This window comes from Maribacter sp. (genome assembly GCA_020629415.1).
GTDB classification, from domain to species: Bacteria; Bacteroidota; Bacteroidia; order Flavobacteriales; family Flavobacteriaceae; genus Maribacter; species Maribacter huludaoensis.
Genome location: JAHDDL010000012.1, coordinates 15,366 through 39,865 on the forward strand (window position 1 = coordinate 15,366; position 24,500 = coordinate 39,865).

The following is a 24,500-nucleotide window of genomic DNA, read 5'->3' on the forward strand; positions in this document are numbered from 1 at the left end:
AATGTACTTAAAATGAAAATCCCTTTAATCATTGATTAAAGGGATTTTTTTTATATCACATTATTATAGTTCACCTATATACTTGTTGCCATTGTAATTTCTTGTTCGTAAATACTTTTTACGATAGCCCTTAAATCCGGTATAACGGTCTTCACCAATTTTGAAGGTCCGTTGATCAACACACAAATACCTAAATCAGATTCAGGAAAGAGAGCAATTTCATTTCTATAGTTGTTTACACTACCTCCATGGTGCCAAATAATTTCCTCTGGTGCGTTATCATTTTCTTTAACAGTATGTATTCTCCATCCCAATCCGTAACCAGAACTCACATGTCCCGGCCATCTTTGATAATACTTGTGATGTCCTTTTAATTCAACAAAAGGTTTAAATACTTGTGCCATAGCATCTTTGGACATTACATCAGGATTGTGACCTAATAGAAATCGCATCCATTTTGCCATATCCTCTGAGTTTGCATTGATTCCGCCAGCAGCAATTGCGTTATAATAATTATCCCTTGGTAAAACCGTTCTCCACCTATGCTCTCGTCTTACGTGCGGCAAAGCAATATTTTCTGTATTGATTAATGTTTTATGATCCATAGAAACAGAATTCATTCCTAATGGTTCAAAGAACTTATCCGTCAACAAGGTCTTAATATCTTTCCCTGTTGCTTTTAGCATTACTTCTTGTGATACGGAAAACATTGCATTTTGGTAACTATACTGTGCCCCAGGTGCAGCTATTGGTTTTATTTTATCGAATTTCTCACTGATAGATGACATCGTATAACCTGCCTCTACCAAATCCGTATAACTATGATACGGCGTTCCTGTGGTATGGGAAAGTAAATGAGCCACTTCAATTTTCTCTGTATTCCGTTGATCTCCAAAATGAAAATTCGGCAAAAAATCGGCAACTTTATCATCTAAATGTAATTTACCTTCACTTGCCAAGTTAGCTGCCAAAACACCTGTAAATCCTTTTGAAATTGATCCTAACCTAAATAAGGTTTCTCCATCAACAGGTTCACTACCATTATATTTTCTTTTTCCAAATCCATCAGAAAGAATAACGGAATCTCCATTAACAATACTGACACCGGCACCAACAATATCGCCAGAGTTGATAGCTTCATTAAAGTAATCTGATAACGCATCTTTAAGCGCTTTTTGCCGTATGTTATATATTTTGATTTCCCTTTTCTCTGCCAGTGCCTTAATGGCATTGGCATCAGTAATAATAGCTTTGGAATGTTCTGGCCTGAAAGAAGAAGCCGTAAGAACAAAGAGTAAAAGAACCATCATAACGGCTCCAAGAAATAGTTTGGTACGTGACACAGCATTGTAAGTTTTGGTTCTTTTACAACGTGCTAAAATCAAGAAAATTACCGATGAACTGCAGAAATTAAAAATTTTAACATCCAAACGGACTGTCTATAAGGTAAAAAGAAAAACACATTTTAGCTCCGCTTAAATATTCCAACAAAAAAAAGAGGAACTTGTTTCTTAAGTTCCTCTATTAAATTATATTGAAAATAAACCATTAACAGCTCATCGCCATTTTTCTATATTTTATTTCCTTTCTCTTTCTAACAATCAAAATAGCAACGGCAATGACCACGCCTGAGAATGCCAAAATAGCACCTACTAAACTAGAGTAAATAATTCCGTAGCCAAATGCAATCGGTAATCCGGCCAAGTAAGCACCAGAAGCATTACCCATATTAAATGCGCTTTGGTTCATAGAAGAACCCAACATCTCAGAACCTTTAGATGTGTTTATTATAGCCATCTGAATTGGGGTTGCCACGGTAAAGGATATTGCCCCAATAATAAATGTAAGTGACATTAATAAATATGGATTGGTTGCTAAAAACATGTTTAAAATAAGAATACCACTCATTACCGATAAACTGACGATTACTGCTTTCAATGGAGAAAATAACTCTGCCATCTTCGCACCTAAAAAATTACCTACTACCATACCTAAACCGGCCAACATCATAGCATACCCAATAAAATGGTTAGGCAAACCGGCAACATCGGTAATTAATGGAGCTACATAACTGTACCATGCAAAGAACCCGCCTGTACCAATAGTTGTCAGCGCAATCAATGCCCAAAGCTCTGTATTTTTCAATCCCTTAGAAACGCTGACTTTCTCTTCTGCCGTTTCAACTTCAATTTTTGGCATCCATAGATAAATGCTTCCTAAAGCCAATAAACCAACAAAACCTACTAAGTAGAAAGAAACACTCCAACTAAACTGTTGCCCTAAATAAGTACCAATGGGCACTCCTATTACATTTGCAACCGTAAGACCAGAAAACATTATAGATATTGCTTGAGCCGCTTTCCCTTTTCTAGCCAATTTTGTAGCTACAACGGCACCAATACCAAAAAAAGCACCATGCGGAATACCAGATAAAAATCTCATAAACAACAAACTGGTATACCCAGTGGCAAGACCGGACAAGGTATTAAATACTGTAAACCATATCATTAATAAGAACAGCATTTTCTTAGGCGTAAGTTTAGAACCTAAGCCTGTTAATAATGGAGCACCTACTACAACGCCCAATGCATAAGCTGCAATAAAGTGACCGGCCTGCGGAATTGTTATTCCTAATGACCCAGAAACTTCGGTCAAAATTCCCATGATAACAAATTCGGTAAGTCCTATTCCAAAACCACCAATAGCTAAAGCAAATAATGCTTTCTTATTTGATTTTATAGCATCCATAACTTATAAATTTTAAGTTTAACATATATACTATAGGTTCTCAATCAATTTATAAAGGCAAAGTTAAAACCATAATACGGGTTAAAACACGCATTAATTACCATATTTATGTAAATAATTAACCTTCTAAAATAGCAACCATTAGCTAATTTGTGCAATTCAGGATAGCAATTCTACAATTGGGAAAGCCATTTTATTTAAACCTTCGTTTACGATTCATATTTGTGATATCAATCAAAAAAATATAATCAATAATGAAGACGAATTTATTCTTGTTACTTACATTCTTCTGTTACAATTTATTTGGCCAATCCATAATTTCAGGGAAAATTATTGACCAACAGGGCGTTCCCATAATAGGAGCTAATGTTTATTTGAACGGAACTTATGACGGCACTGCAACTACAGATGACGGTACTTTTTCATTTGAAACAACATCTACAGGTATACAGACATTGATCGCATCATTTATTTCCTTTGAAACCTATTCAAAAACTGCCGAAATCGGCAATTTTAAGAATATCACCATTAAATTAAAGGATGATGTAAATGCATTGGATGCGGTAACGGTTATTGCCGGAACTTTCAATGCTGGTGATAATGCCAAGGTAAATGCGCTAAAACCTCTGGATATTGTAACTACGGCAGGTGCACTTGGAGATTTTGTGGGAGCTTTACAAACACTACCGGGTACTTCTAATGTTGCAGAAGATGGCAGACTGTTCGTTAGAGGTGGTGGTGCAGAGGAAACTCAAATTTTTGTGGACGGTATGCGTGTTTTTACGCCCTACTCCCCTTCTGCAAATAATATTCCGGTAAGGGGCAGACTATCGCCTTTTCTATTTAAGGGCATAGCTTTTTCTAGCGGTGGTTACTCAGCAGAATATGGACAGGCCTTATCAAGCGTTCTACTTTTAAATAGTATTGACCAACCCCAGGTAGAAAAAACCGAAATTTCAGTTATGACCGTTGGTCTAGGATTAGGTAATACTCAAAAATGGAAAAAAAGTTCCCTTAGTTTAAATACATCTTACATTAATTTGGCTCCTTATCAGAAACTGTATCCTGATAATAATGAATGGCACAAACCCGTAGAATCTATAGGTGGTGAAGCCGTATACAGGTATAAGTTCAATAATGAAGGATTGTTAAAAGTTTATGGCGCATATAGCTCTGCCGATTTTGACTTAACTCAAGAAGACATTAATGTAGCCGATGGGGTTCGTTTTGGATTAAAAAATGAGAATCTATACATAAACACCTCATATCAAGACTTTATGAAAAAAGACTGGAGTATACATACCGGTGTTAGTTTTGCCAGGGATCGTTCTGTAATTAAATTAAATGAAGCGAACATTACAGACATAGAAAACTCGGCACATTTAAAACTTGTGTTTAAAAAATACTTTTCTAGCCGCTATAAATTAAATTTTGGAGCAGAATATTTTCTGACCAATTTTAAAGAGGACTACCAAGATTCCAGTTTTGCCAACAAATTTAAGTTCAATAATAATATTTTTAGCAGCTTTATAGAAACAGATGTATTTTTCTCAAAAAAATTTGCCGCCAAGGTGGGACTAAGAGGTGAACACTCTGAGCTTCTGCAAGAGTTTACCCTATCACCAAGACTATCATTAGCCTATAAGGCTGGTGAAAATTCACAATTCTCATTGGCGTATGGCGAATTTTTTCAAAACCCCACAAACCAGTACTTAAAATTTAATTCTGATTTTAAAGCTGAGAATACAACGCATTACATTGCCAACTATCAATATTCCAAAAACAAACAAATATTTAGAGCAGAAGCGTATTATAAAAATTACGGAAATCTGGTCAAATATGATACTCCGTTTGTATTGCCAACTTCTACTTTTAATAATACCGGAAGTGGTTTTGCAAAAGGATTGGATATATTCTGGAGAGATAATAAATCAATTAAAAATACAGAGTACTGGATGTCTTACTCTTACTTAGATACGGAAAGGGATTACCAGAATTACCCAACATCTGCAACACCTGACTTTGCATCTAAACACAATGCATCTTTGGTTGTGAAGCGATGGATAGAAGATTGGAAAAGTCAATTAGGCCTGAGCTACAACTATGCATCCGGTAGAACTTATACAGATCCAAATAAAGGAGGTTTTTTAACCGAACAAGCTAAAAGTTTCAATTCGTTAAATGTAAACTATGCCTACTTGATCAGCCCACAGAAAATCTTATATCTGTCTGTAAGTAACGTATTAGGAACCAAAAATGTAAACGGGTACCAATACGCCGATCAACCAAATATGGATGGCGTGTTCAACAGAAGAACAATTACACCAGCGGCAGACCGCTTCTTTTTTATAGGTTTCTTTTGGACGATCAGTGACAACAAAAACGACAATCAACTTGATAAGCTCTAGAAATAACAATTCACTACAAAGAACTAACAACTCGGTCATCTATTTTATTTAAACCAGGAGATTAAAAAGATATTTGAGCAACAATAATTAACGTATAAATCTATATACCATGAAATCAGTAGTATTAATTGCCACATTAATTTTCACTCTTAGCTTAACCGCACAAACTCCTTACGAGAAAGGAATGAACAAAGCCTTTACATTATGGGAGCAACAAAAAAACACGGAGGCCGCTCAGCTATTTGAAAGAATAGCATCTGTAGAAAAAGATAATTGGCTACCCTCTTATTATGTAGGACTAATTGAAATAATAAGCTGTTTTGGTCTAAAAGATGAAACATTATTGAACACTAAATTAACAAGGGCAAAAGAATTTTTGGATAGCGCATCGGCTATATCAAAAGACAACCCGGAAATTATGATTTCATATGCCCTTTTAAATACTGCATATATTGCTTTTGATTGTGCAAAATATGGCATGACCTTATCAGGTGAAAATGTGGCTATCTACCAAAAAGCACAAGCTATAGCACCTAATAACCCTAGAGTATTATTAGGTAAGACCGAATGGGATATGGGAACGGCCAAATTCTTTGGTAAATCTACAGCCCCCTACTGTGAAGATATTGAACGCGCAATAGATTTATTTGAAGCAGAAGAACAGACAATACCGTACTACCCGTATTCAGGTGTAGAAAGAGCAAAAGAAATTAGCAACAATTGCAAAAAAGAAACCTCCCCTAAATAAAAGGAGAGGTTTTTTTAAGGTCTAAATAATAGACTATTACAATATATAGTCTGTGCTTACAAAATTAGAAAGTTTAGCTTCTAATAGATTTTCAATAATTTCAGTATTCAATTCATTGTCTTTAAAAGCAACGAAAGTTCTTATTGAAAACGAGCGTAAGGCATCATGTACACTTAAGGTTGCTTGGGCAGAGTCTTTTCTTCCGGTAAACGGATAAACATCTGGTCCCCTTTGACAAGAACTGTTCAAATTAACACGACAGACCAAATTCACCAAAGTGTCTATTAACGGAGAAAGTGCATATACATCTTTACCGAACAAACTTACTTGTTGACCATAATTGCTTTCAGCCATATCATCCAAAGGCTCTTCAATATCAGAAAATGGTACAATAGGTATTATAGGACCAAATTGCTCTTCTTGATACACGCGCATTTCTTTGGTCACAGGATATAGCACTGCTGGCCAAATGTAATTATCAAAATGTTGACCGCCTTTTTTATTAATGATCTTAGCACCTTTAGAAACCGCATCGTCAATTAAACCTTGAATATACGCCGCCTTATCGGGTTCTGGCAACGGAGTTAATTTAACCCCTTCTTCCCAAGGGTTTCCAAATTTCAACTCATCTACTTTCTTTGCAAAATTCTTATTGAACTCGGCACTAATTTCTTGGTGAACATACACCACTTTTAATGCGGTGCAACGTTGACCGTTAAACGACAACGTACCTGCCAAGCATTCGTTAATGGTCAAATCTAAATCGGCATCCGGTAATATTATTGCAGGGTTTTTAGCCTCTAAACCTAAGACTAAACGCAATCTATTGCTTTTAGGATGCTGGTCCTGTAAAGCATTGGCAGATTTACTATTACCTATTAAGGCAAGTACATCTACTTTGCCTGTTTGCATAATAGGCGCAGCAACCGTTCTACCACGACCGAACAATACATTTACTACACCTTTAGGAAAGCTTGTTTGAAAAGCCTCTAAAAGTGGTGTTATCAACAGAACACCGTGTTTAGCAGGTTTGAAAATGGTGGTATTCCCCATTATAATTGCAGGGATCAGTAATGCAAATGTTTCGTTCAGCGGATAGTTGTATGGTCCCAAACATAAAACAACCCCTAAAGGTCCTCTTTTAATATGTGCGTATACACCATCGTGCTTTGTAAATTTGGCAGCATCACGATCCAATTGCTTATAATCTTCAATAGTATCTTCAATATACTCTACCGTTCTATCAAACTCCTTTTGGGAATCTGGTAACGACTTACCAATTTCCCACATTAAAAGTTTCACTACCTCTTCTCTTTTCGTTTTCATCTTTGAAACGAAAACTTCCATACATTCAATACGATCTTTTACGTGCATGGTAGGCCAAACACCTTGACCTTTGTCATACGCTTGCAGAGCACCGTCTAGGGCATCTAAAGCTTCAGCTTCCTGTAAATCTGGAATACTGCCCAATAATGTTGGCTTGTATTCTTTAGTTGAAGAAATTGTAGAATACACATTTGTAGTGTCTCCTTTCCATTCTTTTAGTTCTCCGTTGACCAAATACTGTTTTTGGTCTATAGTTGATGTAATTTGATATTCTTCTGGAATTTTAATATCGCTCATTTCATTTTCTATTTTGCACTATGATTGATAATTGTAGTACAGATTGATTTCTATAAAAGAAAGAAATTGAATCTGATAAACTAAAAGTAGTTTAAACCAAATACTCAAACAAATCTGGTTTATCATTTATATAATCGCCATAGAAATTGTTATTTTTCATACGCTCGATCAATGGTTGTAAATCATCTGGGTGCTTTAATTCTATACCTACAACTGCCGGTGCATTCTCCCTACTTGATTTTTTGGAATACTCAAAATGGGTAATGTCATCATTAGGTCCTAAAATGTCTACCACAAACTCTTTTAAGGCCCCTGGGCGTTGAGGAAAGCGAATTATGAAGTAATGCTTTAATTTGGCATATAATAAAGCTCGTTCTTTTATCTCAGCTGTTCTAGTTATGTCATTATTACTTCCACCAACAACACAGACCACATTTTTGCCAACGATTTCCGCTTTATAATCATCTAATGCAGCTATTGATAATGCGCCCGCAGGTTCTACCACTATGGCATCTCTATTATAAAGATCTAAAATAGTCTGGCATGCTTTCCCTTCATCTACGGTAATCATATTATCCAAGTAGTAGTTACAGATCGAATAAGTGAAACTACCAACTTTCTTAACCGCCGCCCCGTCTATGAATTTATCAATATGATCAAGGGAAATTACTTCACCAGATTCAATAGCTGTTTTCATGGAAGGAGCACCTTTAGGTTCTACCCCTATTATCTTGGTACTAGGCGAAAGCTGGCTAAAAACACTTATGAGTCCAGATGCCAGACCACCACCGCCTATACAGACAAAAAGATAATCTATAGGTTCTTTTGCCTGTTCAATTAACTCTAGACCAACCGTAGCTTGGCCTTCAATAATTTTAGGGTCGTCAAATGGATGTACAAATATTTTACCAGTTTGGTCACCATGTATTTTAGCTGCAAATGATGAATCGTCAAACGTATCGCCTTCCAAAACCACTTCTACCCATTTGCCACCAAAAAGCTTGGTTTGTTCCACTTTCTGTTTTGGTGTAACCGATGGCATATAAATAGTACCCTTGATCTTTAAATGACAGCAAGCAAAAGCAACACCTTGGGCATGATTACCGGCACTTGCGCATATAACTCCTTTAATTCTTTCGGCTTCTGTTAAAGAACTTATTTTATTGAATGCCCCTCTTATCTTGTAGGAACGCACCCTTTGCAAATCTTCTCGTTTTAATCTTACGTGACAGTTAAACTCTTTTGAAAGTCTAATACTTTCAGTTAACGGTGTAACTTCTGAAATTTCAGAAATAGTCTGTGCTGCCTGCAAAACATCATCTAATACCGGAAAATATGCTGGCTTGGTCCCTTTCATGTTATTTGTTTGTTACTATTGTTTTAGAGCTGAAATAAAAACTAAATTGTCCGCTTAAGGGCAGTTCCTTTAAAATTGCTCTACCAAAAAGGGTTACAATTTTTAAGAATACACTCAACCGGACAATTAGTATATCTATGAATTTTTTTAAGTCTATACGATAGGCTTCATAGCTGTCATTGACTCACGTAAACGTGTACCAACAATCTCTACCGGATGCGTACGCAATGCTTTGTTAATAGCGATCAACTGGGCATTATCAACGTCATTGTCAATATCGCCAGAAAAATTTGTACCAATAACATCAGTGTCAATATTCTTCATAAAGTCAGTTAACAACGGCTTACATGCGTGATCGAACAAGTAGCAACCATATTCTGCAGTATCTGAAATAACACGGTTCATCTCGAACAATTTCTTACGTGCAATAGTATTTGCAATTAATGGCGTTTCATGTAAAGACTCATAGTATGCAGACTCGGCAATAATACCAGATTCTGTCATAGCCTCAAAAGCAAGTTCTACACCTGCTCTTACCATAGCAACCATTAATACGCCGTTATCATAAAATTCTTGCTCCGTAATCTCTTGGCTACCAGCAGGCGTTTTCTCGAAAGCAGTTTCACCCGTTGCAGCTCTCCACGTTAACAAGTTCTTATCATCATTTGCCCAATCTTCCATCATAGTTTTTGAGAAATGACCGGTCATAATATCATCCATATGCTTTTGGAACAACGGACGCATAATATCTTTTAATTCTTCAGATAGTTCAAACGCCTTTACTTTGGCAGGATTTGAAAGACGGTCCATCATATGGGTAATACCACCATACTTCATACCCTCTGTTATAGTTTCCCAACCGTATTGTATCAATTTAGAAGCATAACCGGCATCAATACCTTTCTCAACCATTTTATCAAAACAAAGTATAGAACCAGTTTGTAGCAGACCACAAAGAATAGTTTGCTCACCCATTAAATCTGATTTTACCTCAGCAACAAAAGAAGACTCCAGAACACCGGCTCTATGTCCCCCAGTACCCGCGGCATATGCTTTAGCCTGCGCTAAACCTTTGCCTTCCGGATCATTTTCCGGGTGAACAGCAATTAATGTAGGTACACCGAAACCTCTTTTATATTCTTCTCTAACTTCAGAACCAGGACTCTTTGGTGCAACCATGATAACGGTTAAATCTTTACGTACCTGAGTACCTTCTTCCACAATATTAAAACCATGAGAATAAGAAAGGGTAGCCCCTTTTTTCATTAATGGCATTACCGCACCAACTACAGCGGTATGCTGTTTGTCCGGTGTAAGGTTGATTACAACATCGGCAGTAGGTATCAATTCTTCATACGTACCCACGTTAAAACCGTTCTCCGTTGCATTAACAAAAGATTGTCTTTTTTCTTTTATAGCAGCATCACGCAACGTGTAAGAAATATCCAAACCGGAATCTCTCATGTTCAAACCTTGGTTTAAACCTTGTGCACCACAACCTACGATTACAATTTTTTTGCCTTTTAAAGCATTTACACCATCTGCAAACTCAGACGAATCCATGAAGCGGCATTTTCCAAGTTGCGTTAACTTATCCCTTAATGATAGTGTATTAAAATAATTGGCCATTTTGTATTTACTTTATTTGATTATTGTTTTATTCTTTATTTAAAATTCTTTTAATATTGAAGAAATTTTCATTTCATCCTTAGTAACGGAAATACGACCAGAGCGTACAAACTGCATAATTCCATAAGGCTTTAATTGATCGTGCATTTCATCAATTTCACTTCTTCTACCACTTTTTGCAATAACAAAGAAATCTCTTGATACTGTTACGATCTGAGCATTATTATCCTTAATAATGTTCTGAATTTGACGCTCGTCGAACAAAAGCCCCGATGCTATTTTGAACAAAGCCGATTCTTGATAAATGGTTTCATCATCAGTATGGTAATATGCTTTTATTACCTCTATTTGTTTCTCTATTTGACCGACGATATTGTGTACCCATTTTTCAGTTGTATGAGCTACGATCGTAAATTTAGATACATCGTCAATCTCTGACTTAGAGACGTTTAAACTTTCTATATTGATATGTCTCTTTAAAAATATACCTGATATTCTGTTCAGTAATCCAACGTTATTTTCTGAATATACCGATATTGTAAACCATTTATTTTCCATAAGCTTTAATTACCTATTCCTTTTTACAAAAGGACTTTATGGTGTCATTATAATTAATCTTTACTATTTCTTTACGGCCATTATTAAGCCAGTAGACCAATTCATCTTGGTCAATTGCAAGTCTTCTCGCTGTTCCAAATACGCGGTCAATTCAATTACATTATCTTCATGACCCTCTGGCCAATTGGGCTGTTTGGTCATATCATCTATAATGTAGAACCCGCCCACGTTCAACAAATCTAAAACCTCATCTATTTCACTATACTTTCCTGGCCATGCATCGGCAAAGATCAAATCGAATTTGGCACCTGTATACTCCGTAATCCAATCAGACCCATCTTTACATATTACCTTGACCCTAGTGTCTTCACCAAAGTAATTAGATGCAATTGAAATCAACTCTGGATCATTATCCACTGAAATCAATTGTGAATCATCATCCATACCCTCTATCATCCAAGAAAGACTAAGACCGATACCGGTTCCTAATTCCAAAAATCTACCTTTTGGTTTAGAAGCAATGAGCGTTTTTAAAAAACTACCTACATACAGGTCCGAAGGCATCGTAAACCCGATTTCTTCTGATTTACGGGTAATTTCCGAATGTATTTTTGGAATATCCTGTATGTTAGTATCGTTCATAACTGTACCGACGTCGACGTTATTTCAATCTAACTTCAGAAACAGAAGCTCCGGAAGGAATCATTGGAAACACATTATCTTCTTGTTCTACCTTTACCTCTAGAAAATAAGGTTTGTCAGAAGCCATCATTTCTTGAATGGTAGATTTTAAATCTTTACGTTCAGAAATGCGCTTGGCCTCAATGCTATACCCTTCCGCTATTTTCACAAAATCAGGATTCACCATAACCGTTGAAGCGTATCTTTTTTCAAAAAATAGTTCCTGCCACTGGCGTACCATCCCTAAATGCTCATTATTCAATACAACAATCTTTACAGGAATGTTATGCTGAAAAATGACTCCTAGTTCTTGAATGGTCATTTGATAACCACCATCACCAATGATAGCGACTACTTCCCTCTCCATAGCACCCATTTTTGCTCCAATGGCAGCAGGTAATGCAAACCCCATGGTACCCAATCCGCCAGAAGTAATATTACTTTTAGATTGTGAAAATTTAGCGTATCTACAAGCGATCATTTGGTGTTGGCCCACGTCAGAAACAATAACCGCTTTGTTATTAGATGCTAAATTGATTTCTTCGATAACCTCACCCATTGTCAAACCTTCTTTGGTTGGATGAATGTCATTTTTTATAATGGTATCGAACTCTATTTTATATTTTTCTTTGAACCCATTATGCCAATCCTCATGCTTGTTCTCATTAAGCAATGGCAAAATTAAACCTAAAGTTTCTTTTGAGTTACCCAACACTGCAACATCTGCATGTACGTTTTTATTGACCTCGGCAGGATCTATCTCAAAGTGAATAACTTTGGCCTGTTTGGCATAATCTTCCAATCTACCCGTAACACGATCATCAAAACGCATGCCTATGGCAATTAATAAATCGCATTCATTAGTCATTAGGTTTGGTCCGTAATTACCGTGCATACCTACCATACCTACATTTAAAGGGTGAGAAGTATCTAAAGCCGATGCTCCCATAATGGTCCAAGCGGCCGGAATCCCTGTTTTCTCTACCAAATCCTTCAATTCTTGTTCGGCCTGACCAAGGATAACACCTTGTCCCCAAACTATAAAAGGTTTTTTAGCGCTATTGATTAAATCAGCAGCGGCCTGAATTGCACTCATTTTTGGTTTAGGTACAGGTTTATAACTTCTAACCCCTGTACATTTCTCATAAGAGAAATCAAACGCATCTATTTGCGCATTCTTGGTAATATCTACTAAAACCGGTCCTGGTCTACCAGATTTGGCAATGTAAAAAGCTTTTGCCATAACTTCTGGAATTTCAGAAGCTTCGGTAATTTGGTAATTCCATTTCGTTACCGGAGTAGAAATACCTATAATATCAGTCTCTTGAAAAGCATCGGTACCCAACAATTGTCTGGTTACTTGACCGGTAATGCACACCATTGGGGTTGAATCTATCTGTGCATCTGCTAGACCTGTCACTAAATTTGTGGCACCGGGACCAGAAGTAGCAATAGCGACACCTACTCTACCGGATACACGGGCATACCCTTGGGCAGCATGTGTAGCTCCTTGCTCATGCCTAGTAAGAATATGGGTCAATTTATCTTGAAACTTATATAGTTCGTCGTACACCGGCATAATTGCCCCACCAGGGTAGCCGTACATTGTTTCGACACCTTCTGCCAACAAACAATGAATTATTGCCTCTGCTCCAGAAATCTTAATCGTTTTCTTGGAATCTGTACCTTTTTTCTTCTCTTTTACTGTTTCCATAATTAATAATCAAATTCAAGCATTGCATATAAGAGTTACAATTACCTGATATTAAAATCCCACTAGAAATACTAAAAATCTAGCCGGTGTTATTTAGAACTCATCTGTTACACAACCTTGCGCAGCAGAAGATACGGAACGAGCATATTTGTATAATACTCCTTTTTTAAACTTTAAAGCTGGCTCCACCCATGCTTCTTTACGCTTTGCCAATTCCTCGTCTGACACTTCTACATTAATAGAATTTGTTTCTGCGTCTATCGTAATTGTATCTCCATCTTTAACTAAGGCAATAGTACCTCCTTCTTGTGCCTCTGGCGAAATATGCCCTACCACAAAACCGTGTGTACCACCTGAGAAACGACCATCTGTAATTAACGCCACATCTTTACCTAACCCTGCTCCCATTATGGCCGCTGTAGGCTTTAGCATTTCCGGCATTCCCGGACCTCCTTTAGGACCTTCATACCTAATGACGACTACATTTCCTTTTTCTACTTTACCTCCGCGTATAGCATCATTGGCATCATACTCACTATTAAATACTTTTGCTGTTCCTTTGAACAACAAACCTTCTTTTCCTGTAATTTTTGCTACAGAACCATTTTCTGCCAAATTACCATACAACATTCTTAAATGCCCTGTTGCCTTAATTGGTTTATCTAAAGGCATAATAACATCCTGACCTTCTTCCAAATCTGGGACATTCTCTAAATTCTCAGCTAAAGTCTTTCCTGTTACCGTTAAACAATCTCCATGTAAAAGACCATTTTTTAACAAATACTTTAAGACTGCCGGTATACCGCCTATTCTATGGACATCTTCCATTAAATATTTACCACTAGGCTTTAAATCTGCAATAAACGGTGTAGTATCACTAATATGTTGAAAATCCTTTAGCGTAAAATCTATATCCGCAGCTCTTGCAATTGCCAAGAAATGTAAAACCGCATTGGTAGAACCTCCCATAATGGTTACTAGACGAATAGCATTCTCCAAAGACTTACGGGTAACAATATCCAGAGGTTTAATATCTTTCTCAATAAGAATACGCATTTGTTTACCCGCTGCGATACACTCTTCTTCTTTATTGTTGCTAATTGCAGGGTTAGAAGAATTATATGGCATGGACATACCTAAAGCTTCTATGGCAGAAGCCATTGTATTTGCTGTATACATACCACCACAAGCACCAGCTCCTGGTATGGATTTTTTAATGATTGATTTATAATTTTTCTCGTCCATGGTACCGGCTACCTTCTCTCCCCATGCCTCAAAAGCAGAAACAATATCCAACTTTCTATCCTCATGGCATCCAGAAGCTATGGTACCACCATATACTAATATTGCCGGACGGTTTAAACGTAACATTGCCATTAATGCACCTGGCATATTCTTATCACAACCTACAACTGTCACCAAAGCATCATAAGACATTCCCTGTACAACAGTTTCCATAGAATCTGCTATAATGTCCCTAGACGGTAATGAAAAACGCATTCCTGGTGTACCCATGGATATACCGTCGCTAACACCAATAGTATTAAAAATCAAGCCTACAGTTTCTTTAGAGTTGACCCCTTCTTTAACTAATTTTGCCAAATCATTTAAGTGCATATTACAAGGATTACCTTCGTAACCAGTACTTGCAATACCAACTAATGGTTTATTAAAATCCTCATCTTTAAAACCAATTGCATATAGCATTGCCTGTGCTGCCGGTTGTGTAGGATCTTGAGTAACGTTCTTACTGTATTTATTTAATTCCATAATGTAAATCTCGTATGCTTATCTTGATTTTCTGATACCGTTAAACCAAAGATATAAGTTTATAAAAATTTCTGTTTTTAACTACAATTAACAATCCAAATTCATTTTATCGAAATAATACACAAACAACTAATTATCAATAACTTAAATAGTGTTTTCATATCATATTCAATACTTCAAAAGTGACCTGTTTTATTATAGTATCATAAAAAAACCTGCATCAAATAATTCTGATACAGGTTTCTCTACATAATGAAAAGCTATATCATCCCATAACAGGAACGACACTGACTATTTCAATATTTAGGTTTATTAACATCATTTTACAATAGTACTTAAAAAATGGCTTACAGATACCCCCTTCACAAAATTGATATAAAAAGTATCAAATTACACTAATTTGATACTTAAAGAATCACCACCTTTTTTTTGAGCCAAAATACAAATAGCCTTATCCGTCAACTGCACTACCCTAGGGTAACCACCGGTGGTTTGGCCGTCTTTCATCAATACTATAAGTTTGCCTGCGGGTGTTAATTGTACCGTACCGGGAATGGTAGCAGAAGTAAGCATTGAAATGGTATGCGGCCGTATAGTTTCGGTCAATTGATATGCCATTCTATTATTCTCATGAGCTACAGTAAATGTTTTAGAGAAAATATCTTCTAACTGCTTATCGGTCAACAAATCAAATTCTGGAGCTTTAGTTACTTCTAGAACAGTATCGTCTAAAAATGAATCTACCTTAATCTCAGATATTTTAGGTTGAAAATTTAATTGGGTAGAGTATGGTACTATATCATTATCATTCAGCCTGTTGTTCTTTGTAATGGGTCTATAAAAAGATCTACTGCCCAATACTTGTTCAGAAGTAAATCCGCCTTTTACGGCCAAGTAAGACCTAAAACCTTTTTCTAATTTACCAAAAGAAATAATATCGCCTTTCTCTATTTTATAAACCTTGTAATTCTGTATAGGCAAATTATTTAGCGTTGCAGACAATTTTGCTCCACCAAGTGCCATATATGTTTCTTTTTCAAAGACAAGCGTTGGTCCTGTCATAGTAATTTCCAAGACCGCGGACGGTTCCTTATTTTCTAAAAGAGAATCTAATTTAAATACCGATATTTCATCCATAACACCTGAAACGGGAACACCTTTGTTTCTATAATGAAATCTACCGGCATCCTGTATAGTAGTATAAAAACCTGCTTTTAAGACTTTAAGCATCTATTTTAATTTTTTCAGGTTTATAAATGCCTACCTCAGCTTCTATTTTACGAAGATCATGCTCCGCCTTGGAAATTCTATAAAATTCAATTTTATCACCTACACTCACAAAACACGGATTCTCTTTGGTTGCATCAAAAATTGGCACCGCGCAATTACCTATAATATTCCAACCACCAGGTGACTCTTGCGGATAAATTCCTGTTTGCTTACCAGCAATACCAACAGCACCCTTAACCACTTTTGATCTTGGTATAGCTTTTCTTGGCACCTCTAAATCTTTATCTATACCACCCAAATACATAAAACCAGGTAAAAACCCAATTCCAAAAACAGTATAGCTAGCGGCTGTATGCATCGCAATAATTTCTTCTTTTGTTTTCTGAAGCCTGTTTGCAACTTCTTCTAAATCTAGACCGAACTCCAAATCATATGACACTGGTAGTCGCCATAAATATCTATCCGGTTTTGGCGACTCCTTTAATTGCGCGTACCAATTATGAATACGGGAAGATAATTTTAGAAAATCTAGTTGTTTTATCCTGTTTGTGATCAACAAAGAGTTATATGAAGGCACCAATTCCCATTCCTTATCTATAAATATTTCTTTGGTTAAAAATCTTTCGAAATGTAAAATTTTTTCCAAAATAATTTCACTGACCTCATTTGGCCATTCAATCATCACAGAATGGACTCCGAACGGTTTAATATTTATTTTAGGGGAATTCACGGTTTTACTTGTAGATTATGATAAGGCAATTCATTAGAAAGATACGTTAAAATTTGTAAAGCAGCAGGAGTATCTCCATGAATACAATAGGTATCAGCCTTAATATTTACATTCTTGTCTGTTATGGTTTTTACGACCTTATCATTATACATGCGTAAAATATGATTTAAGACCTCTTCACCAGACGTAATCAAGGCGTCTTTCTCTTTCCTTGACACCAAACTTAAATCATCATTATAATTTCTATCGGCAAAGGCTTCTACTAAAACTTCAAATCCATTTTTAATTGCCAATTTTTGAATGATGCTGTTATAAGGAACATATAACAGGACAGTATGCTTATAAGGTGCTATAGCTGTTAAAAATGTTTCTGCCAATTGTACATCTTTTGCTATATCGTTATATAAAGCACCATGTGGTTTAATATGGTGCAATGGTATATCTATTTCTTCACGTACAGATTCAAATGCCTGCATTTGAGTTTTAATACTTTTAATAAGTACATCATTGGAAATTGACATACTCACACGCCCAAAATTCTCTATATCTGGATATGAAGGATGCGCACCCACCTTAACTTGATGTTTCTTTGCCAGTTCTAAGCATAATTTAATGGTCTCTTTTGAACCTGCATGACCACCACAAGCAATATTACACGAACTTATCATTGGAAACAGGTCTTTCTCATTACCTACACCCTCCCCAACATCACAATTAATATCTATACTTCTTTTTGTCATCTACAAAACACCTAAAACGGTTAGTATACTTTTAGCACCTAATAAAACGGAAAGGAGAATAATTAGTCCGCCGAAAACATTCTGCAACATAGTGTTTTTATATTTCCCCATTACTCCCGCTCTATTTACAACCCATAATAAGAAGACCGCAATAACAGGCAATAACAATCCATTTGTAATCTGGGCAAATTTGATAATCTCAATAGGTTTAATTCCGAAGGACAAAAAGAAAACACCTAGCCCTAAAATTATCATCCATATCATTCTAAACTTAGCATCTTTAAATTCTGCATTCCATCCAAAGCAACTATTTGCAACATAGGCTGCAGCCAAAGGCGCCGTTATAGCCGAAGTAATACCGGCTGCACACATTCCTATTCCTAAAAAATATAAAGCAGCAGACCCGTACAATGGTTCTAAGGCCTTTGCCATATCAATTACATTATTGACCTCAGATGAATTTATAGCCGCAGCAGAAATAATAATACTTATAGAAACGAGTCCGCCTAAAATAATAGAAACCAATGTATCTCTCTTTGCTAATTTCAAATCATCTTTAGATTTCCATTTCTCACTGACCAAGGCAGCATGTAAAAAAAGATTATAGGGAACAACTGTAGTACCTACCAAAGCTATTATAGTAAGAATACCTTTTTCCGGTACCGTAGGTATTAACAGCCCTTTATGCAGCTCCCACATATCCGGCTTGGTCAATATAGCCGTCATAACAAAAGAAAGGCTCATAATAAGCACCAACACTATAAATACCTTCTCCAAGGCTTTATAACTACCTAGATATAATAAGAGAAAAGCAAGACTTCCTAATATAAAGGGATACAAATGACCATATTCCATACCAAACAAGGCCTCCATACCTAAGGTAGCACCGCCAATATTACCAGCTTCATAAGAAGCATTACCTATTATAATAGCAGAAAAGATAAGTACGATAACACTATTGCGAATTAAAGGATTGTGAAGTTCTTGCTTAATAACATCTGCCAAACCTTTTTGCGTTACAATACCCAAACGGGCGGACATTTCTTGTAAAATATAGGTTGCTATTATAGATAACAGCATGGCCCACAGCAAGCTAAACCCAAAATTAACACCTGCCAAGGTACATGCCGTAACCGTTCCCGGGCCAATAAACGCCGCAGCTACCAGTACTCCCGGACCTAATTTCTTAAACATTTGGTAAAATTATCGTTCTTGTAAATATAATTACTAAATCCGTCTTTTCTCACCATACCCAAAATCATTTTCACCACAATTTTAACATTTTAAAATGCAGTTTATCTAAAAAAATGCAGTTCATCTAAAAGTTGGATGTCGTTTATCGAGATTACATAATAATACAAAAAGAACACGGTTATAGCTATCCCCAAACCTTAAACTTAACCTATTAATGATTTGTTTAGAATGTAAGAAAGAACTCGGTTATTTAGATCACAAAAATGCAATGGAAAGTGCAGGTGTAGAACTTTGTGCCAAACACCATGAGCGAATTAAGTTATTGATCAACAAACACAATACACCATTAGAAGCTATACAGCTTTATTATGCGCTAAAAGAAGCAGGTGTAAATTCTATGTTAGAATGGTGGGACGGCAAAAAGTCTATTGACATTGCCATTTCTCGTGTAAAACTCAATATTGAGATAGATTCTGAATATGAAAAGCTTACGGAACACGAAGCTATAAACAATTTAGAAGAGGCCATGCACTCATTTAAAAATGGCTTTACTACCATTAGAATTCCGCATATTGTTGTGCGCTATTATTTAAATGAAACAGTGAACAATATTATTGGAATAATGGAAGGTCTCAAAGCCAACATTAAAGTTATTAACTAAAAAACTAGATATGGAAAATTCTAAAAAAGCATTTAGAAACCCCATTAGGGCAGCTATTGCAACTCTTTTGATGGGTATGGTAATGCGAATACTTCATTATCCGTTTTCTGAAGGAATAATTTTTATATCCTTTGCCGCTATATTAATACTATATACCGTACGTTTTTCTAGAAAAAAAGAAAAAAAATCTGTAGACCTAATTAAAATGGCCTTGGTACTTTTTTGGACCACCAACGGAATATTGACAATTTTAGACTTTACCCATACCTTATTTTTTCAAATTGGTACGGCATTTACCTTTATCGCATGGTTTGCCATGGAAGGCACTTCATATTTCATGTCCAGAGACGGAGATGTAAACAATAGCATGACCGAAATTATTTGGAACTTTGTTATGGTAATAGGTGTCATAACCCTAATCTGTGGCGGCCTAATGCATTTATTAACGTGGGATTACTCTATACCTGTACTTACACTTGGCCTTACAATAGTAACAAGTTATATTCTTAAAGACATTTTTACCGCTCCAAAAAGCAACGAAGACGATATAAATAATGAAGGGCTATACTCTTAATAGTGATTACTTTTTATTATATATAATTTTACCCCAACCAACCCTCTCAAGTTGGTGAACAGTTTTGAATGGTTTTTGAAATATTATTACCATTCAAATCTTGTTCATTTTTTCAATCTACTTTTTTCAAAGTTCCAAGTATATTGACGATTACCATAATACTACCCCAACCAACCCTCTCTATCTAAAGATCGGTATTGAATGGCCTCAGAAATATGGTTGCCATCTAAATTATCTGCACCACCAAGGTCTGCAATGGTTCGTGCCACTTTTAATATTCTATCGTACGCCCTAGCAGAAAGGTTCAATCTTTCCATGGCGTTTTTCAACAAAGCTTTAGAATTATCATCTAGCTTACAATATTCACGAATCTGTTTTGTATTCATTTGAGCATTATAATGCACATTTTCCAAACCGGCAAATCTTGCCGTCTGTACTTCTCTAGCAGCAGTTACCCGCTTTCTTATAGCTACACTACTCTCCCCTTTTCGTTCTTCCGATAATTTTTCGAACGGTACTGGAGTTACTTCAATGTGAATATCGATTCTATCCAGTAAAGGACCCGATATCTTACTTAAGTAGCGTTGCATTTCTGCAGGTGATGAAGTTACCGGAGCATCCGGATCGTTAAAATATCCGCCCGGACTAGGGTTCATACTGGCTACCAACATAAAACTACTTGGATAGGTAACCGTAAAACGGGCACGGGAAATGGTTACTTCCCTATCTTCTAAAGGTTGGCGCATTACCTCTAATACTCCACGCTTAAATTCTGGCAATTCATCTAAAAACAAAACCCCGTTATGCGATAAGGATATTTCACCTGGTTGCGGATATGCTCCACCACCTACCAATGCTACATCTGAAATGGTGTGATGGGGACTTCTAAATGGTCGCTGACTCATTAGCCCCATATTTTTAATCTTACCAACAACACTGTGAATTTTGGTGGTCTCCAGCGCTTCATGCAAGGTCATTGGCGGTAAAATTGATGGCAATCTCTTTGCCAGCATTGTTTTACCTGCTCCGGGCGGACCAATTAAAATTATATTATGACCTCCCGCAGCTGCAATCTCCATACAACGCTTAATACTTTCTTGCCCCTTAACATCGGAAAAATCAAATTCAGGAAAATCCAGGTTTTTATAAAATTCTTCCCTTGTATCTATGATGGTTTGTTCAAGTGCAGTGCCTTGATCGAAGAAATCTAAAACTTGTTTAATATTATCTACCCCGTAAACTTTTAAATCTCCAACAATAGCAGCTTCTTTGGCATTGGTCGTTGGTAAAATAAAACCTGTAAACCCTTCTTCTTGTGCTTTGATCGCAATTGGTAACGCCCCTTTAATAGGCTGTAGGCTACCATCTAAAGACAACTCGCCCATGATGATATACTTTTCAATGTCCTCTGATTTTATTTGACTAGATGCAGCCAAAATTCCGATAGCCAGGGTAAGGTCATAAGCGGAACCTTCTTTTCGAAGATCTGCCGGAGCCATATTTATAGTGATTTTTTTACCAGGAATTTTATATCCGTTGTTCTGGAGTGCAGCAGCTATTCTATAATTACTTTCTTTAATTGCATTGTCTGGCAGTCCTACCAAATGATAACCAATTCCTTTGTCGATATTTACTTCTACAACAATGGTTGTAGCCTCAACGCCAAATACCGCACTCCCATAAACTTTTGTAAGCATTTTTAATCCTTTGGCTTAAAAATAAGGATTTCTTTACTCTTTTGAATTTCAACCTTGTTCATCATCATTTTACGAAACTCACCGTTAACATACATTTCGGCCTGATTTCTGTAATGTTTGCTAAACGGATTACCCGATTGACCGGTCGGTAAGATACTTATACTATTTTCTACATCCGAAAAATCTACGAGCCTTCTTGTTGAAGGTCCTGACGTAGTTTTATAAAACCCCGTTTTGTCATAGGAAAACGCCAAATTATTAATTACCTCTCTTGTGCCATTTACCGAAAAGGGACCTACGTTAAAAAATGAACGTAAAGCAGCTATTTGACCTATAGGATGTGGATGCTCTATACTATGCACCCTCTCCCATCGCCAATAATCCATGTTATTTCCAAAATCTTTTTCCAACGAAATAATGGCATCCATAAAAGATGTATTTACAATAGCAGCTATATCTTCTTGAATACCGGCCGTATTCACATTATCTAACCATATAGATTCTTCATCCTTGGAAAGTGGTGCAATTAATCGCTTTACAAAATGGGTACCTAAAAATTGCTTGAACAATGCTTCACCTAATTCATCTTCAAAAGTATTTTCTAAAAAATAATATACCCATCTATTGTAAATTGTGGCCTCAATTGAAGTTAGTTCATAATTGCCCGTCCACATTTTTAAACTATCAATGGCCTTTAATCCATTTTCGCTTAATAAAGAGACATCAATGTATTTAGATAAATTGGTTACAATTTCTGGATCTACGGATGAAATAACGTCGGTTATCATATCACTTGCGGCATCTAGGTCCCAGTCATTCTTAGGTTCTAAAAGTTGTACTATTCGCTTACCTCTGTTTTCTGGCAAATAATAGCCCGGGTATAGCATACCGGCAATAGAATCTGGTTGATTATTAGCGGAATACACATAGTTGTTCGGCGGATTTATAGCCTGCGGATTCTTATTAAAAGGTATAAATTTCTTGTCTACCGGAAGCCCTTTACCGACTTCAAATACCATCTTGGTATTGACCGAATCAGGAATCTCATATAGTTGCGCCGTTGCAAACCAAGCTACGTTACCCTCATCATCGCCATACATAATATTTAAACCCGGAGCATGAATTTTTGGTAATGCTTTTTTGAACTCCGTTAGATTATCGGCATGGCTTAAACCAAACAGTGCATCTATAACCTTATTCTCCATTTGGGTATATAACCATGACATTGCAATAGGTCTTTCTCCCTGTATTTGATCGGCTATTCCATTAAGAATTGGCCCGTGGTTCGTTTTTTTATAAGTAAAAGCTACATCAGAAGAATCTTTAACCTTAAAAGTCTTTGTTATTATTTCATAGTCAACATAACCGTTATCGGACAAATATTGATTCTCATTATCAGGATTGTTCTTTTCAAAATAAAAATCCACATCATCATTTTCAAACATGGTTAGACCGTAAGCAACTTTTCGATTATGTCCCAACAATGGAAAAGGAATTCCTGCAATATGATACCCATATTTAGAATATGTTGGGGTTTCCACGTGAGCCTCGAACCAAACGGATGGCTGAGAAAACCCAATGTGGGGATCATTGGCAAAAATGACCTTTCCATTCTTTGTTTTCTCAGGTGCAATAACCCAGCTATTACTACCCTCGAATAAAGGAATATCCAAAGCTCCTAAAGCTTTGTTTACTGAAGCAGTAAGATTATTTTGAATAGTGTCTGATGAAGTAGGGTTATAGTTCTTGATCCATTCCGTATCAACGCTAGAACCTACATGCAAACCATTTAAATATTCAGGTCCTAACTTGGCGTTTATAGTTGTCAATAAAGGATCTGTTTTATGAGCCATAGCGAAACTAAAAGCCATATAACCAATAGTATTATAAACATCTTCCAGTACAAATTCTTTTTTATCGATACCGGTTAGATAGAACTCTACCGGTGTTGGTCCTTCTTTTATAAATTGATTGATGCCGTCTAAGTAGGCTTTAGCCAAAATAACACCAACATCACTCTCATCTGCATTATTTGCTGTCAGTTTAGAGGCATCTGCAATACCTAGAGATAAAAAGAATTTATCGGTACCTATTAAATCTGCACCAAATACTTCTGACAGACCACCACTAGCAATTCTTCTAAGCAGTTCCATTTGCCAAAGACGATCTTGTGCATGAACATATCCTAAGGTTCTAAAGGCATCTTCTTCGTTCTCTCCATAAATATGAGGAACTCCGTAATCGTCATAATAGACGTTTACCTCTTTTTCAAGATCGGAAAGCTCTTTTTCACCTGAATAATCCGGTTTTAGAGTGTAAGCAAATACTCCGACAACAATAATCAGAAGGGTAATAATAACCAATAGGAAGGCTCCTATTTTTTTAAAATTTTTCATAGTTCAGTTTGGGGGAATTGTTCCCAAGTTAAAACTATTTTT

At 36.4% G+C, this 24,500-nt stretch carries 19 protein-coding genes; 4 read left to right on the forward strand and 15 right to left on the reverse strand.

Translation table 11 applies throughout. The annotated features are described in order from the left end of the window. Positions 1-74: 74 nt before the first annotated feature. Positions 75-1,343: a serine hydrolase domain-containing protein gene (locus QZ657_RS06830; RefSeq protein WP_291965807.1), complete on the reverse strand. Its 1,269-nt coding sequence runs from the start codon at positions 1,341-1,343 to the stop codon at positions 75-77. A gap of 205 nt (positions 1,344-1,548) precedes the next feature. After that, positions 1,549-2,748, reverse strand: a complete 1,200-nt coding sequence (locus tag QZ657_RS06835; RefSeq protein WP_291965809.1) for an MFS transporter — start codon at positions 2,746-2,748, stop codon at positions 1,549-1,551. A gap of 254 nt (positions 2,749-3,002) precedes the next feature. Here QZ657_RS06835 and QZ657_RS06840 point away from each other — a divergent pair, with 254 nt between their 5' ends. Both QZ657_RS06840 and QZ657_RS06845 read left to right on the forward strand, forming a co-directional pair. After that, positions 3,003-5,156 carry a TonB-dependent receptor gene (locus tag QZ657_RS06840; protein WP_291965812.1) on the forward strand — a complete coding sequence of 718 codons (2,154 nt, stop codon included), beginning with the start codon at positions 3,003-3,005 and terminating at the stop codon, positions 5,154-5,156. Between the two features lie 109 nt (positions 5,157-5,265). Then, positions 5,266-5,904 (forward strand): hypothetical protein, encoded by a 639-nt coding sequence (locus QZ657_RS06845; RefSeq protein WP_291965814.1) that lies wholly within the window; start codon positions 5,266-5,268, stop codon positions 5,902-5,904. Positions 5,905-5,940: 36 nt separating this feature from the next. On the opposite strand, the gene QZ657_RS06850 is transcribed toward QZ657_RS06845, so the two are convergent. The 11 genes from QZ657_RS06850 to QZ657_RS06900 form a co-directional block, all read right to left on the reverse strand. Next, positions 5,941-7,527, reverse strand: coding sequence for an NADP-dependent glyceraldehyde-3-phosphate dehydrogenase (locus QZ657_RS06850; protein ID WP_291959568.1), 1,587 nt, complete (start codon positions 7,525-7,527; stop codon positions 5,941-5,943). A 91-nt stretch (positions 7,528-7,618) separates the two neighbouring features. Further along, complete coding sequence (ilvA, locus tag QZ657_RS06855) at positions 7,619-8,884, reverse strand: threonine ammonia-lyase (protein ID WP_291965816.1); 1,266 nt, start codon at positions 8,882-8,884, stop codon at positions 7,619-7,621. 153 nt (positions 8,885-9,037) lie between these two features. Continuing rightward, entirely contained in the window at positions 9,038-10,513 is a 1,476-nt protein-coding gene (gene ilvC, locus QZ657_RS06860) for a ketol-acid reductoisomerase (protein ID WP_291965817.1), read from the reverse strand. A 39-nt stretch (positions 10,514-10,552) separates the two neighbouring features. Continuing rightward, positions 10,553-11,071, reverse strand: coding sequence for an acetolactate synthase small subunit (gene ilvN, locus QZ657_RS06865; RefSeq protein WP_276473254.1), 519 nt, complete (start codon positions 11,069-11,071; stop codon positions 10,553-10,555). A 63-nt stretch (positions 11,072-11,134) separates the two neighbouring features. Next, the gene (locus QZ657_RS06870) at positions 11,135-11,713 is read right to left on the reverse strand and encodes an O-methyltransferase (RefSeq protein WP_291965819.1); all 579 of its coding nucleotides are present in this window, start codon (positions 11,711-11,713) and stop codon (positions 11,135-11,137) included. A 19-nt stretch (positions 11,714-11,732) separates the two neighbouring features. Further along, entirely contained in the window at positions 11,733-13,466 is a 1,734-nt protein-coding gene (gene ilvB, locus QZ657_RS06875; protein WP_291959560.1) for a biosynthetic-type acetolactate synthase large subunit, read from the reverse strand. A 93-nt stretch (positions 13,467-13,559) separates the two neighbouring features. After that, the gene (ilvD, locus tag QZ657_RS06880) at positions 13,560-15,236 is read right to left on the reverse strand and encodes a dihydroxy-acid dehydratase (RefSeq protein WP_276473251.1); all 1,677 of its coding nucleotides are present in this window, start codon (positions 15,234-15,236) and stop codon (positions 13,560-13,562) included. A gap of 390 nt (positions 15,237-15,626) precedes the next feature. Then, a complete protein-coding gene (locus QZ657_RS06885) occupies positions 15,627-16,466 on the reverse strand; it encodes a biotin-dependent carboxyltransferase family protein (protein ID WP_291959557.1) in 840 nt (279 codons plus the stop codon). After that, a complete protein-coding gene (gene pxpB / locus QZ657_RS06890) occupies positions 16,459-17,196 on the reverse strand; it encodes a 5-oxoprolinase subunit PxpB (protein WP_291959555.1) in 738 nt (245 codons plus the stop codon). Before pxpB ends, QZ657_RS06885 begins: the two co-directional genes overlap by 8 nt. Next, complete coding sequence (pxpA, locus tag QZ657_RS06895; protein ID WP_291965821.1) at positions 17,193-17,936, reverse strand: 5-oxoprolinase subunit PxpA; 744 nt, start codon at positions 17,934-17,936, stop codon at positions 17,193-17,195. Before pxpA ends, pxpB begins: the two co-directional genes overlap by 4 nt. Continuing rightward, positions 17,937-19,130, reverse strand: a complete 1,194-nt coding sequence (locus tag QZ657_RS06900; protein WP_291965823.1) for an Nramp family divalent metal transporter — start codon at positions 19,128-19,130, stop codon at positions 17,937-17,939. A 214-nt stretch (positions 19,131-19,344) separates the two neighbouring features. Here QZ657_RS06900 and QZ657_RS06905 point away from each other — a divergent pair, with 214 nt between their 5' ends. Further along, complete coding sequence (locus QZ657_RS06905) at positions 19,345-19,791, forward strand: hypothetical protein (RefSeq protein WP_036153892.1); 447 nt, start codon at positions 19,345-19,347, stop codon at positions 19,789-19,791. A 10-nt stretch (positions 19,792-19,801) separates the two neighbouring features. Continuing rightward, the gene (locus QZ657_RS06910; RefSeq protein WP_276473246.1) at positions 19,802-20,365 is read left to right on the forward strand and encodes a hypothetical protein; all 564 of its coding nucleotides are present in this window, start codon (positions 19,802-19,804) and stop codon (positions 20,363-20,365) included. A gap of 161 nt (positions 20,366-20,526) precedes the next feature. Here QZ657_RS06910 and QZ657_RS06915 read toward each other — a convergent pair whose 3' ends face one another. Together QZ657_RS06915 and QZ657_RS06920 are read right to left on the reverse strand one after the other, a co-directional pair. After that, positions 20,527-22,062, reverse strand: coding sequence for a YifB family Mg chelatase-like AAA ATPase (locus QZ657_RS06915; protein ID WP_291965826.1), 1,536 nt, complete (start codon positions 22,060-22,062; stop codon positions 20,527-20,529). Positions 22,063-22,064: 2 nt separating this feature from the next. Then, on the reverse strand, positions 22,065-24,458 hold the full coding sequence (locus QZ657_RS06920; RefSeq protein ID WP_291965827.1) for a penicillin acylase family protein: 2,394 nt from the start codon (positions 24,456-24,458) through the stop codon (positions 22,065-22,067). Between the last annotated feature and the right edge of the window lie 42 nt (positions 24,459-24,500).

Bases quoted from the DNA above. Each gene is read 5' to 3' on its own strand.
- ilvA (WP_291965816.1), bottom strand. From the start codon at position 8,884: ATGAAAGGGACCAAGCCAGCATATTTTCCGGTATTAGATGATGTTTTG.
- QZ657_RS06845 (WP_291965814.1), top strand. From the start codon at position 5,266: ATGAAATCAGTAGTATTAATTGCCACATTAATTTTCACTCTTAGCTTA.
- ilvB (WP_291959560.1), bottom strand. From the start codon at position 13,466: ATGGAAACAGTAAAAGAGAAGAAAAAAGGTACAGATTCCAAGAAAACG.
- ilvD (WP_276473251.1), bottom strand. From the start codon at position 15,236: ATGGAATTAAATAAATACAGTAAGAACGTTACTCAAGATCCTACACAA.
- ilvC (WP_291965817.1), bottom strand. From the start codon at position 10,513: ATGGCCAATTATTTTAATACACTATCATTAAGGGATAAGTTAACGCAA.
- QZ657_RS06915 (WP_291965826.1), bottom strand. From the start codon at position 22,062: ATGCTTACAAAAGTTTATGGGAGTGCGGTATTTGGCGTTGAGGCTACA.
- QZ657_RS06850 (WP_291959568.1), bottom strand. From the start codon at position 7,527: ATGAGCGATATTAAAATTCCAGAAGAATATCAAATTACATCAACTATA.
- ilvN (WP_276473254.1), bottom strand. From the start codon at position 11,071: ATGGAAAATAAATGGTTTACAATATCGGTATATTCAGAAAATAACGTT.
- QZ657_RS06870 (WP_291965819.1), bottom strand. From the start codon at position 11,713: ATGAACGATACTAACATACAGGATATTCCAAAAATACATTCGGAAATT.
- QZ657_RS06905 (WP_036153892.1), top strand. From the start codon at position 19,345: ATGATTTGTTTAGAATGTAAGAAAGAACTCGGTTATTTAGATCACAAA.
- QZ657_RS06840 (WP_291965812.1), top strand. From the start codon at position 3,003: ATGAAGACGAATTTATTCTTGTTACTTACATTCTTCTGTTACAATTTA.
- QZ657_RS06920 (WP_291965827.1), bottom strand. From the start codon at position 24,458: ATGAAAAATTTTAAAAAAATAGGAGCCTTCCTATTGGTTATTATTACC.
- QZ657_RS06885 (WP_291959557.1), bottom strand. From the start codon at position 16,466: ATGCTTAAAGTCTTAAAAGCAGGTTTTTATACTACTATACAGGATGCC.
- QZ657_RS06910 (WP_276473246.1), top strand. From the start codon at position 19,802: ATGGAAAATTCTAAAAAAGCATTTAGAAACCCCATTAGGGCAGCTATT.
- pxpA (WP_291965821.1), bottom strand. From the start codon at position 17,936: ATGACAAAAAGAAGTATAGATATTAATTGTGATGTTGGGGAGGGTGTA.
- QZ657_RS06900 (WP_291965823.1), bottom strand. From the start codon at position 19,130: ATGTTTAAGAAATTAGGTCCGGGAGTACTGGTAGCTGCGGCGTTTATT.
- QZ657_RS06835 (WP_291965809.1), bottom strand. From the start codon at position 2,748: ATGGATGCTATAAAATCAAATAAGAAAGCATTATTTGCTTTAGCTATT.